The sequence below is a fragment of the Microbacterium sp. MMO-113 genome, assembly GCF_037148555.1.
Lineage (GTDB): Bacteria > Actinomycetota > Actinomycetes > Actinomycetales > Microbacteriaceae > Microbacterium.
This window is the reverse complement of sequence record NZ_JBBCTD010000003.1, coordinates 431,893-445,120: the sequence shown is the minus strand read 5'-3', so window position 1 is coordinate 445,120 and position 13,228 is coordinate 431,893. Positions and strand designations below refer to the sequence as shown.

Annotated in this window: 20 protein-coding genes; 19 read left to right on the top strand and 1 reads right to left on the bottom strand. The window is 67.4% G+C overall.

Going from position 1 to position 13,228, the window contains the following annotated elements:
• The first annotated feature begins 1 nt into the window (after position 1).
• The 18 genes from rplX to rplQ all read left to right on the top strand — a co-directional run bounded on the left by rplX (position 2) and on the right by rplQ (position 10,773).
• Positions 2 to 361, top strand: a complete 360-nt coding sequence (gene rplX / locus WFJ36_RS12820; protein ID WP_025102398.1) for a 50S ribosomal protein L24 — start codon at positions 2 to 4, stop codon at positions 359 to 361.
• Positions 361 to 951, top strand: a complete 591-nt coding sequence (gene rplE / locus WFJ36_RS12815) for a 50S ribosomal protein L5 (RefSeq protein WP_025102397.1) — start codon at positions 361 to 363, stop codon at positions 949 to 951. Before rplX ends, rplE begins: the two co-directional genes overlap by 1 nt.
• Before the next feature lie 132 nt (positions 952 to 1,083).
• The gene (rpsH, locus tag WFJ36_RS12810) at positions 1,084 to 1,482 is read left to right on the top strand and encodes a 30S ribosomal protein S8 (RefSeq protein WP_025102396.1); all 399 of its coding nucleotides are present in this window, start codon (positions 1,084 to 1,086) and stop codon (positions 1,480 to 1,482) included.
• A gap of 6 nt (positions 1,483 to 1,488) precedes the next feature.
• Entirely contained in the window at positions 1,489 to 2,025 is a 537-nt protein-coding gene (gene rplF, locus WFJ36_RS12805; protein ID WP_025102395.1) for a 50S ribosomal protein L6, read from the top strand.
• Between the two features lie 2 nt (positions 2,026 to 2,027).
• Entirely contained in the window at positions 2,028 to 2,387 is a 360-nt protein-coding gene (gene rplR / locus WFJ36_RS12800) for a 50S ribosomal protein L18 (protein WP_025102394.1), read from the top strand.
• 20 nt (positions 2,388 to 2,407) lie between these two features.
• Complete coding sequence (gene rpsE, locus WFJ36_RS12795; RefSeq protein WP_200838869.1) at positions 2,408 to 3,082, top strand: 30S ribosomal protein S5; 675 nt, start codon at positions 2,408 to 2,410, stop codon at positions 3,080 to 3,082.
• On the top strand, positions 3,082 to 3,267 hold the full coding sequence (gene rpmD, locus WFJ36_RS12790; RefSeq protein WP_017201575.1) for a 50S ribosomal protein L30: 186 nt from the start codon (positions 3,082 to 3,084) through the stop codon (positions 3,265 to 3,267). The genes rpsE and rpmD overlap by 1 nt, the downstream gene beginning before the upstream one ends.
• A complete protein-coding gene (gene rplO / locus WFJ36_RS12785; protein ID WP_336643416.1) occupies positions 3,267 to 3,884 on the top strand; it encodes a 50S ribosomal protein L15 in 618 nt (205 codons plus the stop codon). Before rpmD ends, rplO begins: the two co-directional genes overlap by 1 nt.
• Positions 3,885 to 4,037: 153 nt before the next feature.
• Positions 4,038 to 5,360 carry a preprotein translocase subunit SecY gene (secY, locus tag WFJ36_RS12780; protein WP_025102391.1) on the top strand — a complete coding sequence of 441 codons (1,323 nt, stop codon included), beginning with the start codon at positions 4,038 to 4,040 and terminating at the stop codon, positions 5,358 to 5,360.
• Positions 5,357 to 5,962, top strand: coding sequence for an adenylate kinase (locus WFJ36_RS12775; RefSeq protein ID WP_071328952.1), 606 nt, complete (start codon positions 5,357 to 5,359; stop codon positions 5,960 to 5,962). The genes secY and WFJ36_RS12775 overlap by 4 nt, the downstream gene beginning before the upstream one ends.
• 1 nt (position 5,963) lies before the next feature.
• On the top strand, positions 5,964 to 6,815 hold the full coding sequence (gene map / locus WFJ36_RS12770; protein ID WP_336643415.1) for a type I methionyl aminopeptidase: 852 nt from the start codon (positions 5,964 to 5,966) through the stop codon (positions 6,813 to 6,815).
• The gene (locus WFJ36_RS12765) at positions 6,815 to 7,486 is read left to right on the top strand and encodes a DsbA family protein (RefSeq protein ID WP_062632864.1); all 672 of its coding nucleotides are present in this window, start codon (positions 6,815 to 6,817) and stop codon (positions 7,484 to 7,486) included. Before map ends, WFJ36_RS12765 begins: the two co-directional genes overlap by 1 nt.
• A gap of 174 nt (positions 7,487 to 7,660) precedes the next feature.
• On the top strand, positions 7,661 to 7,882 hold the full coding sequence (gene infA / locus WFJ36_RS12760) for a translation initiation factor IF-1 (protein ID WP_017201569.1): 222 nt from the start codon (positions 7,661 to 7,663) through the stop codon (positions 7,880 to 7,882).
• A gap of 97 nt (positions 7,883 to 7,979) precedes the next feature.
• On the top strand, positions 7,980 to 8,096 hold the full coding sequence (gene rpmJ / locus WFJ36_RS12755; RefSeq protein ID WP_005050492.1) for a 50S ribosomal protein L36: 117 nt from the start codon (positions 7,980 to 7,982) through the stop codon (positions 8,094 to 8,096).
• Positions 8,097 to 8,242: 146 nt separating this feature from the next.
• Complete coding sequence (rpsM, locus tag WFJ36_RS12750; RefSeq protein ID WP_025102387.1) at positions 8,243 to 8,617, top strand: 30S ribosomal protein S13; 375 nt, start codon at positions 8,243 to 8,245, stop codon at positions 8,615 to 8,617.
• 30 nt (positions 8,618 to 8,647) lie between these two features.
• Entirely contained in the window at positions 8,648 to 9,046 is a 399-nt protein-coding gene (rpsK, locus tag WFJ36_RS12745) for a 30S ribosomal protein S11 (protein WP_017829189.1), read from the top strand.
• 130 nt (positions 9,047 to 9,176) lie between these two features.
• A complete protein-coding gene (locus WFJ36_RS12740; protein WP_025102386.1) occupies positions 9,177 to 10,166 on the top strand; it encodes a DNA-directed RNA polymerase subunit alpha in 990 nt (329 codons plus the stop codon).
• 34 nt (positions 10,167 to 10,200) lie between these two features.
• Positions 10,201 to 10,773, top strand: coding sequence for a 50S ribosomal protein L17 (rplQ, locus tag WFJ36_RS12735; RefSeq protein ID WP_071328950.1), 573 nt, complete (start codon positions 10,201 to 10,203; stop codon positions 10,771 to 10,773).
• Positions 10,774 to 10,827: 54 nt separating this feature from the next.
• Here rplQ and WFJ36_RS12730 read toward each other — a convergent pair whose 3' ends face one another.
• The gene (locus WFJ36_RS12730; protein WP_336643414.1) at positions 10,828 to 12,048 is read right to left on the bottom strand and encodes a PAS domain-containing protein; all 1,221 of its coding nucleotides are present in this window, start codon (positions 12,046 to 12,048) and stop codon (positions 10,828 to 10,830) included.
• A gap of 160 nt (positions 12,049 to 12,208) precedes the next feature.
• Between WFJ36_RS12730 and WFJ36_RS12725 the strand changes: the two genes are divergently transcribed.
• Entirely contained in the window at positions 12,209 to 13,228 is a 1,020-nt protein-coding gene (locus WFJ36_RS12725; protein WP_336643413.1) for a Bug family tripartite tricarboxylate transporter substrate binding protein, read from the top strand.

Sequence of the window (13,228 nt, the reverse complement as noted above, 5' to 3'; positions counted from 1 at the left end):
CATGGCGAAGATCAAGAAGGGCGACCTGGTTCAGGTCATCTCGGGCGCCAAGCCCGAGCGTGGTGGCGACCGCGGCAAGCAGGGCAAGGTCCTCGACGTCCTCGTCGAGCAGAACCGTGTCGTCGTCGAAGGCGTCAACTACGTCACCAAGCACACGCGCGTCGGTCAGACGCAGCGTGGCACGAAGACGGGTGGTCTCGAGACCGTCGAGGCGCCCATCCACATCTCGAACGTCGCACTCGTCGACCCCTCGACCAAGAAGCCGACCAAGGTCGGCCACCGGGTCGAGGAGCAGACCAAGGACGGCGTGAAGCGCACCGTCCGCGTGCGCTTCGCGAAGAAGAGCGGTAAGGACCTCTGATGGCAACGACCGACGCTGCGGTGGCTGGCAAGATCCAGCCCCGCCTGAAGGCGAAGTACAACGCCGAGATCAAGAAGGCTCTGCAGGACGAGTTCGGCTACGAGAACGTCATGCAGATCCCCGGCCTGGTCAAGGTCGTCGTGAACACCGGTGTCGGCGAGGCTGCGCGCGACAGCAAGGTGATCGATGGGGCGGTCGACGACCTCACCAAGATCACCGGCCAGAAGCCGATCGTCACCAAGGCCCGCAAGTCCATCGCGCAGTTCAAGCTGCGTGAGGGCCAGGCCATCGGCGCGCACGTCACCCTCCGTGGCGACCGTGCGTGGGAGTTCGTGGACCGCCTGGTCTCGCTCGCGCTGCCCCGCATCCGCGACTTCCGCGGTCTGTCGGCCAAGCAGTTCGACGGCAACGGCAACTACACCTTCGGTCTCCAGGAGCAGAGCGTGTTCCACGAGATCGATCAGGACAAGATCGACCGCGTCCGTGGTTTCGACATCACCGTCGTGACCTCGGCGAAGACGGACGACGAGGGTCGGGCGCTGCTCCGTCACCTCGGCTTCCCGTTCCGCGCGGACGACGCCCAGGCGTGACCCTTCGACGGGCTCAGTGGTCTCGTGTCACTGAGCCCGTCGATGTGCACGTACAATTGAAGATTGCGTGCTCATCGCAGGCCGTCTGTCGTGTAACGGCAGCCGGAACCTCATGAACGAAAGTAGACAACAATGACAATGACAGACCCGGTCGCAGACATGCTGACCCGTCTGCGTAACGCGAACTCGGCGCACCACGACACCGTGACGCTGCCGTCGAGCAAGCTCAAGACGCACATCGCAGAGATCCTCCAGCAGGAGGGCTACATCGCCGGTTGGGAGACCTCCGACGCGCGCGTGGGCAAGAACCTCACGCTGACGCTGAAGTACGGCCCGAACCGCGAGCGCTCGATCGCGGGCATCAAGCGCGTGTCGAAGCCCGGCCTCCGCGTGTACGCGAAGTCGACCGAGATCCCCACGGTCCTCGGCGGCCTCGGCGTGGCCATCCTGTCCACCTCCTCCGGTCTCCTCACGGACCGCCAGGCTGAGCAGAAGGGCGTGGGCGGAGAAGTTCTCGCCTACGTGTGGTAATCCGAAATGTCGCGTATTGGACGACTTCCCATCGACGTTCCCGCGGGCGTGACCGTTTCGGTCGACGGCCGTGAGGTCGCGGTGAAGGGCCCCAAGGGTGAGCTCACCCTCACGGTGGCCAGCCCCATCGAGGTGTCGGTCGAGGAGAACCAGGTTCTCGTCACCCGCCCCGACGACGAGCGCGAGTCCCGGTCGCTTCACGGCCTGACCCGCACGCTCATCAACAACAACATCATCGGCGTGACCCAGGGCTACACCAAGGGTCTCGAGGTCGTCGGCACCGGTTACCGCGTGCAGCAGAAGGGCAACTCGGTCGAGTTCGCTCTCGGCTTCTCGCACCCGGTCCTGGTCGACCCGCCCGCCGGCATCACGCTCACGGTCGAGGGCACGAACAAGCTCACCGTCAGCGGGATCGACAAGCAGGCCGTCGGTGAGGCGGCTGCGAACATCCGCAAGATCCGCAAGCCCGAGCCGTACAAGGGCAAGGGTGTGCGCTACGCCGGCGAGGTCGTGCGTCGCAAGGCCGGAAAGGCTGGTAAGTAACCATGGCTGTGAAGTCGAAGTCCGACGCCCGCGCGCGTCGTCACGCCCGTCTTCGCAAGAAGATCGTGGGCACCGAGGTGCGTCCGCGCCTCGTCGTCAACCGTTCGGCGCGTCACGTCTTCGTGCAGCTCGTCGACGACAGCAAGGGCCACACGGTCGCCTCGGCCTCGACGCTCGAGACCGACCTGCGTTCGCTGGATGGCGACAAGACCGCCAAGGCTCGCAAGGTCGGCGAGCTCCTCGCCGAGCGTGCGAAGGCCGCAGGCGTTTCCGAGGCAGTGTTCGACCGTGGCGGCAACCGCTACGCGGGTCGTGTCGCCGCCATCGCCGACGGCGCCCGTGAAGGGGGTCTGGCACTGTGAGTGACAACAAGGAGAACGAAGTGACCGAAGCGGCTGCTGCCACTTCCGAGACGGCCGCCGGCACCACGCAGGCTGAGCCCACTCGCGACCAGCGGGACGGCCGCCGCGGCGGACGTGACCGCAACCAGGGCGGCCGCGACCGCAACTCGCGCGACCGCGGCGACAACCAGTTCCTGGAGCGCGTCGTCACCATCAACCGTGTCTCGAAGGTCGTGAAGGGTGGTCGTCGCTTCAGCTTCACCGCTCTCGTGGTCGTCGGCGACGGCAACGGTCTGGTGGGCGTCGGCTACGGCAAGGCCCGTGAGGTCCCCCTGGCGATCTCGAAGGGTGTCGAAGAGGCCAAGCGCAACTTCTTCCGCGTCCCGCGCGTCGGCAGCACCATCCCGCACCCCGTGCAGGGTGAGTCGGCCGCCGGTGTGGTGCTCCTGCGCCCCGCCGCCGCCGGTACCGGTGTCATCGCCGGTGGTCCGGTCCGCGCCGTGCTCGAGTGCGCCGGCATCCACGACGTGCTGTCCAAGTCGCTCGGCTCGTCGAACACGATCAACATCGTGCACGCGACGGTCACCGCCCTGAAGGAGCTCGAGGAGCCCCGCGCCGTCGCCGCACGTCGTGGTCTCGAGTTCGACCAGGTCGCCCCGGCCCGGCTCGTCCGCGCCGAGGCCGAGGCCATCGCCGCACAGAAGGTAGGTGCCTGATGGCCGCGCGACTCAAGGTCACGCAGATCAAGTCCAAGGTGAGCGAGAAGCAGAACCAGCGCGACACGCTGCGCAGCCTCGGTCTCAAGCGGATCGGTGACACCACCGTCCGCCCCGACGACGCGCAGACGCGCGGCTACGTCAAGACCGTCGCCCACCTCGTCAAGGTTGAGGAGATCGACTAATGGCTGAGAAGAACGAGGCCGTCGAGGCCGAGAAGGCCACGAAGAAGGCGGCGGCTCCCAAGGCCGACGCCGCCAAGAAGCCCGCCGCGAAGAAGGCACCGGCCAAGGCCGCTGCCGCCGACGCGAAGGCCGACGGCTCCGCCAAGGCTGCGCCGAAGAAGGACGCCCCGGCGTCCCGCCCCGGCGTGCTGAAGGTCCACCACCTGCGTCCGGTCCCGGGTGCCAACACCGCGAAGACCCGTGTCGGTCGCGGTGAGGGCTCGAAGGGCAAGACGGCCGGTCGCGGCACGAAGGGCACCAAGGCCCGCAACACCGTGCGCGTCGGCTTCGAGGGTGGCCAGATGCCGCTGCACATGCGCACGCCGAAGCTGCGCGGCTTCAAGAACCCGTTCCGCGTCGAGTACCAGGTCGTGAACCTGGAGAAGCTCGCGGAGCTCTACCCCCAGGGTGGCGACGTCACCGTGAGCGACCTGGTGGCCAAGGGTGCGGTTCGCAAGAACGAGAAGGTCAAGGTTCTCGGCAACGGCGACATCGCCGTGAAGCTCACCGTCGCGGTCGACAAGGTCTCGGGTTCCGCCGAGCAGAAGATCGTGGCTGCGGGCGGATCCGTCAAGTAACCACTGCGGAAGAGGGGTCGGAGATTCTCCGGCCCCTCTTCTGGTTCGGCGGGGGAGAAGCCGACCGCTCGCATTCCCCGGACCTCGGAGTGGGTTACCCTGGTGTTTCAGCCGCCCCTCGGGGGTTCGGCCACCTTTTCAGGAGGAACGTTCTTGTTTAGCGCCATCGCGCGGATCTTCCGCACGCCCGACCTGCGTCGGAAGATCGGTTTCACTCTCGCGATCATCGCGATCTACCGTCTGGGCTCGAACGTCCCCGCGCCGTTCGTCAACTTCCCGAACGTGGAGCAGTGTCTCGCGGCCAATGCCGGCACCGAGGGTCTGCTCGGACTCGTCAACCTCTTCTCCGGCGGCGCTCTGCTGCAGCTGTCGATCTTCGCGCTCGGTGTCATGCCGTACATCACGGCGACGATCATCACGCAGCTCCTGCGCGTCGTCATCCCGCACTTCGAGGCGCTGCACAAGGAGGGCCAGGCCGGACAGGCCAAGCTCACCCAGTACACGCGGTACCTCACGATCGCGCTCGCGCTCCTGCAGTCGACGACGCTGGTCACTGTGGCCCGCACCGGTCAGCTCTTCGGAACGACCGACATCGGGGCGTGCACCCAGCTCCTCACCAACGACGTGTGGTGGGCGCAGGTGCTCATCATCATGGCGATGACGGCCGGCACGGGTCTGATCATGTGGTTCGCCGAGCTCGTCACCGAGCGCGGCATCGGCAACGGCATGTCGCTGCTGATCTTCACCTCCATCGCCGCGACGTTCCCCGGTGCGATGTCGATCATCTGGCAGACCCGCGGCTTCGAGGTGTTCCTCCTCGTGCTGCTCGTCGGCATCATCGTGATGGGGCTCGTGGTGTTCGTCGAGCAGTCGCAGCGGCGCATCCCCGTGCAGTACGCGAAGCGCATGGTGGGACGCCGCACCTACGGCGGCACGAACACGTACATCCCGATCAAGGTGAACATGGCGGGCGTGATCCCCGTCATCTTCGCCTCGTCGCTGCTGTACATCCCCGCACTCATCGCGCAGTTCAACACCCCCCAGGATGGCTCCACGCCGCCCGCCTGGGTCAGCTGGATCAGCGCGAACTTCACCACCGGCAACAGCCCGATCTACATGGCGGCGTACTTCCTGCTGATCATCGGGTTCACCTACTTCTACGTCGCGATCACGTTCAACCCGGTCGAGGTCGCCGACAACATGAAGAAGTACGGCGGCTTCATCCCCGGGATCCGGGCCGGCCGTCCGACCGCGGAGTACCTGGACTACGTGCTCACCCGCATCACGCTCCCCGGTTCCCTCTACCTGGGTCTGATCGCCCTCATCCCGTTGATCGCCCTCGCCACGGTCGGCGCCAACCAGAACTTCCCGTTCGGTGGCGCGTCGATCCTCATCATCGTCGGCGTTGGTCTCGAGACGGTCAAGCAGATCGATGCCCAGCTGCAGCAGCGACACTACGAAGGACTTCTCCGATGACAGCATCCGCACGTCTTCTCATCGTCGGCCCCCAGGGTTCCGGCAAGGGCACGCAGGGTGTGCGCATCGCCGAGTCCTACGGGATCCCCGTCGTCTCGACCGGCGACATCTTCCGCGCGAACATCAAGGAGGGGACGGCTCTCGGCCAGCAGGTCACGGCCATCCTCGACAAGGGCGACCTCGTCCCGGACGAGTTGACGAGCGAGATCGTGCGCGATCGGCTGAGCCAGGACGACGCGCAGAACGGTTTCCTCCTCGACGGCTATCCCCGCAACACCGCTCAGGTCGCGCACCTGGACGCATTCCTCGAAGGACGCGGCGAGGCGCTGGACGCGGTGATCCTCCTCGACGTCCCGCGCGAGGAGAGCATCGCCCGCCTCACCCTCCGCGCTGCGGAGCAGGGGCGTTCCGACGACACGGACGAGGCCATCGCGCACCGACTCGACATCTACGAGAAGGAGACGGCGCCGATCATCGAGCTCTACAGCAGCCGCGGCATCGTCGACCGCATCGACGGCGTGGGCTCCCTCGAGGAGATCACGGAGCGCATCGCCGCCGCCCTGGCCGCTCGCGGGCTGCGTTCCGCCACCTCCGCCGTCTGAGATGTTCCGCCGCTCGATCTACAAGACCCCGGCTCAGCTGCGAGCCCTGGTCGAGCCTGGCCTCATCACCGCCGAGGCCCTCGACGCCGTCCGGGCGCTCGTCAAGCCGGGGGTGAAGACGATCGAGCTCGACGCCGCCGCGAACCGCGCGATCGTGCAGCGGGGAGCGGAGTCGAACTTCCAGCTCGTCAAGGGCTACCACCACACGATCTGCGTCTCGGTGAACGAGCAGGTCGTGCACGGCATCCCGGGGGAGCGGGTGCTTCAACCGGGCGACATCGTCTCGGTGGACTGCGGCGCCCAGTTCGAGGGCTGGAACGGCGACAGCGCGATCACCATCGTCGTCCCCGATCCCGAGCGTCCGGAGCTCGTCTCCCGCCGCGAGGAGCTCTCGCGCGTGACCGAGGGCTCGATGTGGGCGGGGATCGCCGCGATGGCCACAGCGTCGTCGATCGACGAGATCGGGGCTGCCATCCAGGACTACATCGAGGCGCAGGGGCGGTCCGCCGTGAGCGGCGAGCCCTACGGGATCCTCCGCGAGTACGTCGGCCACGGCATCGGGCGGAAGATGCACGAGGCGCCCAGCGTCTTCAACTACCGGACGCCCGACCGCGGCGCGGACGTGAAGCCCGGGCTCGTGCTCGCCATCGAGCCCATGGTCACCGCCGGCGGCGAGGCGACCTTCGTGGAGGACGACGACTGGACCGTCACGACGGTCGACGGCACTGACGGCTCACATTGGGAACATAGCGTCGCCCGGCATGATGGGGGCATCTGGGTGCTCACCGCGCCCGATGGTGGAAGAGCCGGACTCGCCCCGTTCGGGGTCGAGCCTCGAGAGATCGGAAAGTAATGGCAGCGGCGAAGAGCAACACCAACTGGTTCGCGATCGGCGTCTCCATCGCCGTCGTCGTGGTCCTGGTGGCCCTCGGCGGACTCGTGGTGTTCCTCAACAACCAGGCGACCTCGCCCGGCGCCACCCCGACCGCCAGCGACAACTTCGACGCCGAGGCCGGCTCCATCTCCATGGGAGACGGCGACACCACGGTGTCGGTCTTCCTCGACTTCCAGTGCCCGGTCTGCAAGTCCTTCGAGGACCAGTTCGGCGCCGCCCTCGAGGCCAAGGCGCAGAGCGGAGAGATCACGCTCGAGCAGCACCCCATCGCGATCCTGGACCGCTTCTCGCAGGGCACGGAGTTCTCCTCCCGTTCGGCCGGTGCCGCGTTCTGCGTCGCCGAGTCGGACTCCGACCTCTACTTCGACTACGCGAAGGTCCTGTTCGAGAACCAGCCGGCGGAGAACAGCCCCGGCCTCACGAACGAGCAGCTCGCCGAGTTCGCCACCCAGGTCGGCGCGGGCGACGACGTCGTGTCCTGCATCACCGACGAGACGTACCGCAAGTTCGGTGCCGCGCAGGCGAAAGCCAACGATATCCAGGGCACGCCGACCGTCGAGATCGACGGCGAGCGGCTCGACCTGCAGAACCAGGAAGACATGAAGCGGTTCACCGACCTGCTCGGCTGACACGCGCTCACCCCGCTCGACGCCCCATTCGGCCAAGTTGCCGGATGGGGCGTCGTCGGATAACATGGATCTTTGGTGCCTTGTGCCATGCGTTCGGCGTGTCCGATCCGGCCCGGTACCGCACACCACCCACCCACCGCAGATCGACCGATCTGCAGAAGCGTCAGCGAGGCTATGGCTAAGAAAGACGGTGTCATCGAGATCGAGGGCGTGATCTCCGAGGCTCTTCCCAACGCGATGTTCCGCGTTGAGCTCAGCAACGGACACAAGGTCCTGGCAACGATCTCCGGAAAGATGCGGCAGAACTACATCCGTATCATCCCCGAGGACCGTGTGGTCGTGGAGCTCAGCCCCTACGACCTGACCCGCGGCCGCATCGTCTACCGCTACCGCTGATCGGTCGAGAAGTAACGGCTGGCCTTCGACGGGCTCAGGGACCCAGGTCTCCGAGGTCGGACATCGGGCAGCACGAAGACAGCGAACAGGAAACATCATGAAGGTCAACCCCAGCGTCAAGCCGATCTGCGACCACTGCAAGGTGATCCGCCGCCACGGCCGCGTCATGGTGATCTGCAAGAGCAACCCGCGCCACAAGCAGCGCCAGGGCTGAGCCCCCGCTGCGTGAGCGCCGCTCTCGCAATCTCATAACTCAATACGAAACGGCAGGATCAGAACCCGCGTGAGCGGGGGACACCTCGGGGCGGAGGCCCGGGCACCGATCCTGCTCCACACCTCCACAACACCCAGGAGAACCGCATGGCACGTCTTGCCGGCGTTGACATCCCGCGCGACAAGCGCGTGGTGATCGCCCTTACCTACATCTACGGCGTCGGCCGTACCCGCTCGGTCGAGATCCTCAAGGCGACCGACATCGACGAGAGCATCCGCGTGAAGGACCTCAGCGATGACCAGCTCATCGCCCTCCGCGACTACATCGAAGGCAACTACAAGGTGGAGGGTGACCTGCGCCGCGAGGTCGCCGCAGACATCCGCCGCAAGGTCGAGATCGGCTCCTACGAGGGCCTCCGCCACCGTCGTGGCCTTCCGGTCCGCGGTCAGCGCACCAAGACCAACGCCCGTACCCGCAAGGGCCCGAAGCGCACCGTCGCCGGCAAGAAGAAGGCCCGCTAAGCAGCGGCCAGGGACTAGGAGAACACTTTCATGGCTGCACCCAAGGCCGCCGCGCGCAAGCCGCGCCGCAAGGAGAAGAAGAACATCGCGCTGGGCCAGGCCCACATCAAGTCGACGTTCAACAACACCATCGTTTCGATCACCGACCCGTCCGGCGCCGTCATCGCCTGGGCCTCGTCGGGTGGCGTGGGCTTCAAGGGCTCCCGCAAGTCGACCCCCTACGCCGCCGGCATGGCAGCGGAGTCCGCTGCCCGCCAGGCCGCTGAGCACGGCGTGAAGAAGGTCGACGTCCTCGTGAAGGGTCCGGGCTCCGGCCGCGAGACCGCGATCCGCTCGCTGCAGGCCGCCGGCCTCGAGGTGGGTTCGATCCAGGACGTCACCCCGCAGGCGCACAACGGCTGCCGTCCGCCGAAGCGCCGCCGCGTCTGATGCGTGTGCCGAGCCGCTCGTCCTTCGGGTCGAGCGGCTCGGCGCCCCGCGTGGGGCATCGACTTCCACAACTCAAGACCTCACCCCACCACATGTCATATAGCGGGCATGTGATCGAAAGGAACACAGAGTGCTTATTGCACAGCGTCCCACACTGACCGAGGAAAAGATCGTCGAGAACCGGAGCCGGTTCATCATCGAGCCTCTGGAGCCCGGCTTCGGCTACACGATCGGCAACGCGCTGCGTCGCAGCCTGCTGTCGTCGATCCCCGGCGCCGCTGTCACCAGCGTCCGCATCGACGGTGTGCTGCACGAGTTCAGCACGATCCCCGGCGTGAAGGAGGATGTCACCGAGATCATCCTCAACATCAAGCAGCTGGTCGTCTCCAGCGAGCGCGACGAGCCCATCACCGCGTACCTCCGCAAGACCGGTGCCGGTGAAGTGACCGCCGCCGACATCTCGGCTCCGGCCGGTGTCGAGGTGCACAACCCCGAGCTCGTCATCGCGACGCTCAACGACACCGCCAAGTTCGAGCTCGAGCTCACCATCGAGCGCGGCCGTGGCTACGTCTCCGCGACGCAGAACCGCAACGAGTACGCCGAGGCCGGTCAGATCCCGATCGACTCGATCTACTCGCCCGTGCTCAAGGTCAGCTATCGCGTCGACGCCACCCGTGCCGGTGAGCGCACCGACTTCGACAAGCTCATCCTCGACGTCGAGACCAAGTCGGCGATCAGCCCCCGCGACGCCGTCGCGTCGGCCGCCAAGACGCTCACCGAGCTGTTCGGTCTCGCCCGCGAGCTGAACGTCGAGGCCGAGGGCATCGAGATCGGCCCGGCGCCGGTGGAGGCTGTGAACTCCAGCGAGCTGTCGATGCCGATCGAGGACCTCGACCTGTCGGTCCGCTCGTACAACTGCCTGAAGCGTGAGGGCATCAACACCGTTTCTGAGCTCGTCGCCCTGTCGGAGACGCAGCTCATGAACATCCGCAATTTCGGCCAGAAGTCGGTCGACGAGGTGCGCGACAAGCTCATCTCGCTCGGTCTGTCGCTCAAGGATTCGGTGCCCGGTTTCGACGGCGCCCACTTCTACGGCGGCAGCGAAGACGAGTCCTTCTGATACCCGACCCTTTCTGACCAGGAGTTAGACGATTATGCCCAAGCCCACCAAGGGTCCCCGCCTCGGAGGCGGCCCCGCCCACGAGCGCCTGCTGCTTGCCAACCTCGCGGCTGCGCTGTACACCCACAAGTCGATCAAGACGACCGAGACGAAGGCCAAGCGCCTCCGTCCCCTCGCCGAGCGCCTCATCACCTTCGCCAAGCGCGGAGACCTGCACGCCCGCCGTCGCGTGCTGTCGGTCATCGGTGACAAGGAAGTCGTGCACGTCCTGTTCAACGAGATCGCTCCGCTCGTCGCGGACCGCGAGGGTGGCTACACGCGCATCACCAAGGTCGGCAACCGCAAGGGCGACAACGCTCCCATGGCCGTGATCGAGCTCGTCCTCGAGCCCGTCACCCCGAAGGCGAAGTCGACCAAGAAGGCCGCCGCGGCTCCGAAGGACGAGAAGCCTGCTGCCGAGGAGGCTCCCGCCGAGGAGACCGTCGAGGCTCCCGCGGACGAGACCGCTGCCGACGACACGGCTGCCGAGGCCGGCGCCGAGTCGCAGGCCGAGGGCGAGGCCGCTGAGGCCGCCGCCGAGGACGCTGTCGAGAAGAAGTCCGAGTAAGGACCGCTCTGCGACGAAGCCCGCCGCCCCTCTCGGGGTGGCGGGCTTCGTCGTTCAGCGGGGATCGGTGATCCGATAGCGCGCTCCGGGGCGCCCCTTGGTGGAGTAGTCCAGGGACCGCACGGCCTGGCCCGTGGCGGCGAGGTGCTCGAGATAGCGACGGGCGCTGACGCGGGAGATGGCGAGGTCATCCCCGATCTCGGTCGCCGAGGCATCCGGTCGGGCGGCGAGGGCGGCGGAGACCCGTTCCAGGGTCTCCGCGCTCAAGCCCTTCGGCAACCCGTACCGCTCCCGGAAGGCGATGATCGCGTCGGCCGTCTCGACCCGGCGGACGACGTCGTGCAGCTCGGTGTGGTCGCGCAGCAGGAGCGTCGCCCCGACGTCGGCGGGACCGTTTCCGGAGGCGGTGCTGCGGGCGACGAGCACATGCGAGCCGACGATCACGGGACGTCCCGCGGCCTCGCCTTCCCGGAGCACGGTGGCGAGGTCGGCGCCGAGCACCTCGTCGGCGGGAGCACCGTCGAGGTCGGCGGCATCGCGACCGAGGAACCGCGCAGCCGCGTCGTTGACCAGGGTGATCCGCCCGGCACCGTCCACCGTCACCACGCCTTCGCTGAGCCCGTGCAGGGTCGTCTCCTGGTTCTTGACCAGCGCCGCGATCTGGTGCGGCTCGAGCCGGTAGATGCGTCGCCGGATGAACGACGTCACCCACGCGGCCCCGAAGACCCCGAGGACCGCTGCCACGAGCATGGCGGAGATGAGTCCGACGAGATTGCTGGTGAACTCCTCGTTCAGCTCGGACTCCAGGATGCCGACGGACGCCGTGCCGATGACGGCGCCGTCCTCGTCGCGGATGGGCACCTTCACCCGCCACGAGGTCCCGAGCGTACCGGTCTGCGTGCCGACGAAGATCTCGCCGCCGAGCGGGATCGACGGGTCGGTGGACACCCGCTCGCCGATGCGGTCGGTGTTCGGATGCGAGTACCGGATGCCCTCGTCGTTGGCGACCACCACGTAGGCGAGGTCGGAGGCCTCGCGGATGACCTCGGCGACCGGCTGGATGGCGGCGGCCGGATCCTCGTCGTCGAAGGCATCGAGGACGACGGGGAGCGCGGCGACGGACTGGGCGACCGCCTGCATGCGGTCCTTGTAGGCCTCGCGAAGTGCGTTCTCCTGGAACGCCCCGGCGGCGATGCCGGTGCCGAGGGTCACCAGGAACACGATCAGCGCCTGCAGCGCGAGCAGCTGCACACGGAGCGTCATCTTCGAGGCCACGGCCCCATTCTTCCGCCTGGGTGGACGGGCCGCGAGCCGGCGACGCAGCTGGTCGCGACCAATAGTTTCGGAACGCGACCAATGGTTTCCGAAGCTTGAGCGGGCGCATCCGCGCCTCGACAGTGGACGGATTGCACCCGAACGCTCAAGGAGGAGCGCCATGAATCACGCCCGCATCGGGACCCTCGCCGCGGCCGTCGCCGCGACCGCCCTCGTCCTCACCTCGTGCTCGACCGCCGACGGCGGGTCAGCCGGCTCCGACGGCGGCGACGAGGCGGTCGCCATCGCCGACGTCAACATCGTCGTCCCCGCCGACCCGGGCGGCGGCTGGGACCAGACCGGACGCGCCCTCTCGCAGCTGCTGACGCAGGAGGACATCGTCGGCTCGGCGCCCGTCACCAACGTCGGCGGCGCCGGAGGCACGGTGGGCCTCGCGCAGCTCGCCAACGAGAAGGACCCGGCGACCCTCATGGTCATGGGCCTCGTGATGGTGGGTGCGGTGGAGACCAACGCCTCCGCCGTCCGCATCGAGGACATGACCCCGATCGCCCGCCTCACCGACGAGCCCCTCGTCGTGGTCGTGCCAGCGGACTCCGAGTACGACACCCTGGAGGACCTCGTCGAGGACGTCGTGGACAAGGGCCAGGAGGTCACGATCACGGGCGGCTCCGCCGGGGGAGCCGATCACATCCTCGCCGGACTGCTGCTCGAGGAGGCGGGACTCGACGGCGCGGAGATCGCCGAGAAGCTGAACTACACGCCCAACTCGGGCGGCGGCGAGGCCACCTCGCTGATCCTGGGCGGCAAGGTCTCGGCCGGCATCTCCGGCGTGGGCGAGTTCCTGCAGCACATCGAGGCCGGCACCATGAAGGCCCTCGCCGTCTCGTCGGAGGAGCCGGTCCCGCAGCTGCCGGACGTCGACACGATCACCGACTCCGGGTACGACGTCGTGCTCACCAACTGGCGCGGCGTGATCGCCCCGGGCGGGATCAGCGACGCCGAGCGCTCGGAGCTCGAGCGCCTCGTCACCGAGCTGGAGGCGTCCGACGCGTGGAAGGACGAGCTGGAGACGCGAGGGTGGGCGGACGCTTTCCTCACCGGCGCGGAGTTCGACGAGTTCCTCGACGGCAATATCGCCGAGGTCACCACGACGCTGCAGAACATCGGGCTGGTCGGCTGA

Coding starts and splice junctions, on each gene's coding strand:
- WFJ36_RS12725 (WP_336643413.1), top strand. CDS start 12,209: ATGAATCACGCCCGCATCGGGACCCTCGCCGCGGCCGTCGCCGCGACC.
- rplF (WP_025102395.1), top strand. CDS start 1,489: ATGTCGCGTATTGGACGACTTCCCATCGACGTTCCCGCGGGCGTGACC.
- rplX (WP_025102398.1), top strand. CDS start 2: ATGGCGAAGATCAAGAAGGGCGACCTGGTTCAGGTCATCTCGGGCGCC.
- rpsK (WP_017829189.1), top strand. CDS start 8,648: ATGGCTGCACCCAAGGCCGCCGCGCGCAAGCCGCGCCGCAAGGAGAAG.
- rplE (WP_025102397.1), top strand. CDS start 361: ATGGCAACGACCGACGCTGCGGTGGCTGGCAAGATCCAGCCCCGCCTG.
- rpmJ (WP_005050492.1), top strand. CDS start 7,980: ATGAAGGTCAACCCCAGCGTCAAGCCGATCTGCGACCACTGCAAGGTG.
- WFJ36_RS12765 (WP_062632864.1), top strand. CDS start 6,815: ATGGCAGCGGCGAAGAGCAACACCAACTGGTTCGCGATCGGCGTCTCC.
- rpsM (WP_025102387.1), top strand. CDS start 8,243: ATGGCACGTCTTGCCGGCGTTGACATCCCGCGCGACAAGCGCGTGGTG.
- rplQ (WP_071328950.1), top strand. CDS start 10,201: ATGCCCAAGCCCACCAAGGGTCCCCGCCTCGGAGGCGGCCCCGCCCAC.
- map (WP_336643415.1), top strand. CDS start 5,964: ATGTTCCGCCGCTCGATCTACAAGACCCCGGCTCAGCTGCGAGCCCTG.
- rpmD (WP_017201575.1), top strand. CDS start 3,082: ATGGCCGCGCGACTCAAGGTCACGCAGATCAAGTCCAAGGTGAGCGAG.
- rpsH (WP_025102396.1), top strand. CDS start 1,084: ATGACAATGACAGACCCGGTCGCAGACATGCTGACCCGTCTGCGTAAC.
- WFJ36_RS12775 (WP_071328952.1), top strand. CDS start 5,357: ATGACAGCATCCGCACGTCTTCTCATCGTCGGCCCCCAGGGTTCCGGC.
- infA (WP_017201569.1), top strand. CDS start 7,661: ATGGCTAAGAAAGACGGTGTCATCGAGATCGAGGGCGTGATCTCCGAG.
- rplO (WP_336643416.1), top strand. CDS start 3,267: ATGGCTGAGAAGAACGAGGCCGTCGAGGCCGAGAAGGCCACGAAGAAG.
- rplR (WP_025102394.1), top strand. CDS start 2,028: ATGGCTGTGAAGTCGAAGTCCGACGCCCGCGCGCGTCGTCACGCCCGT.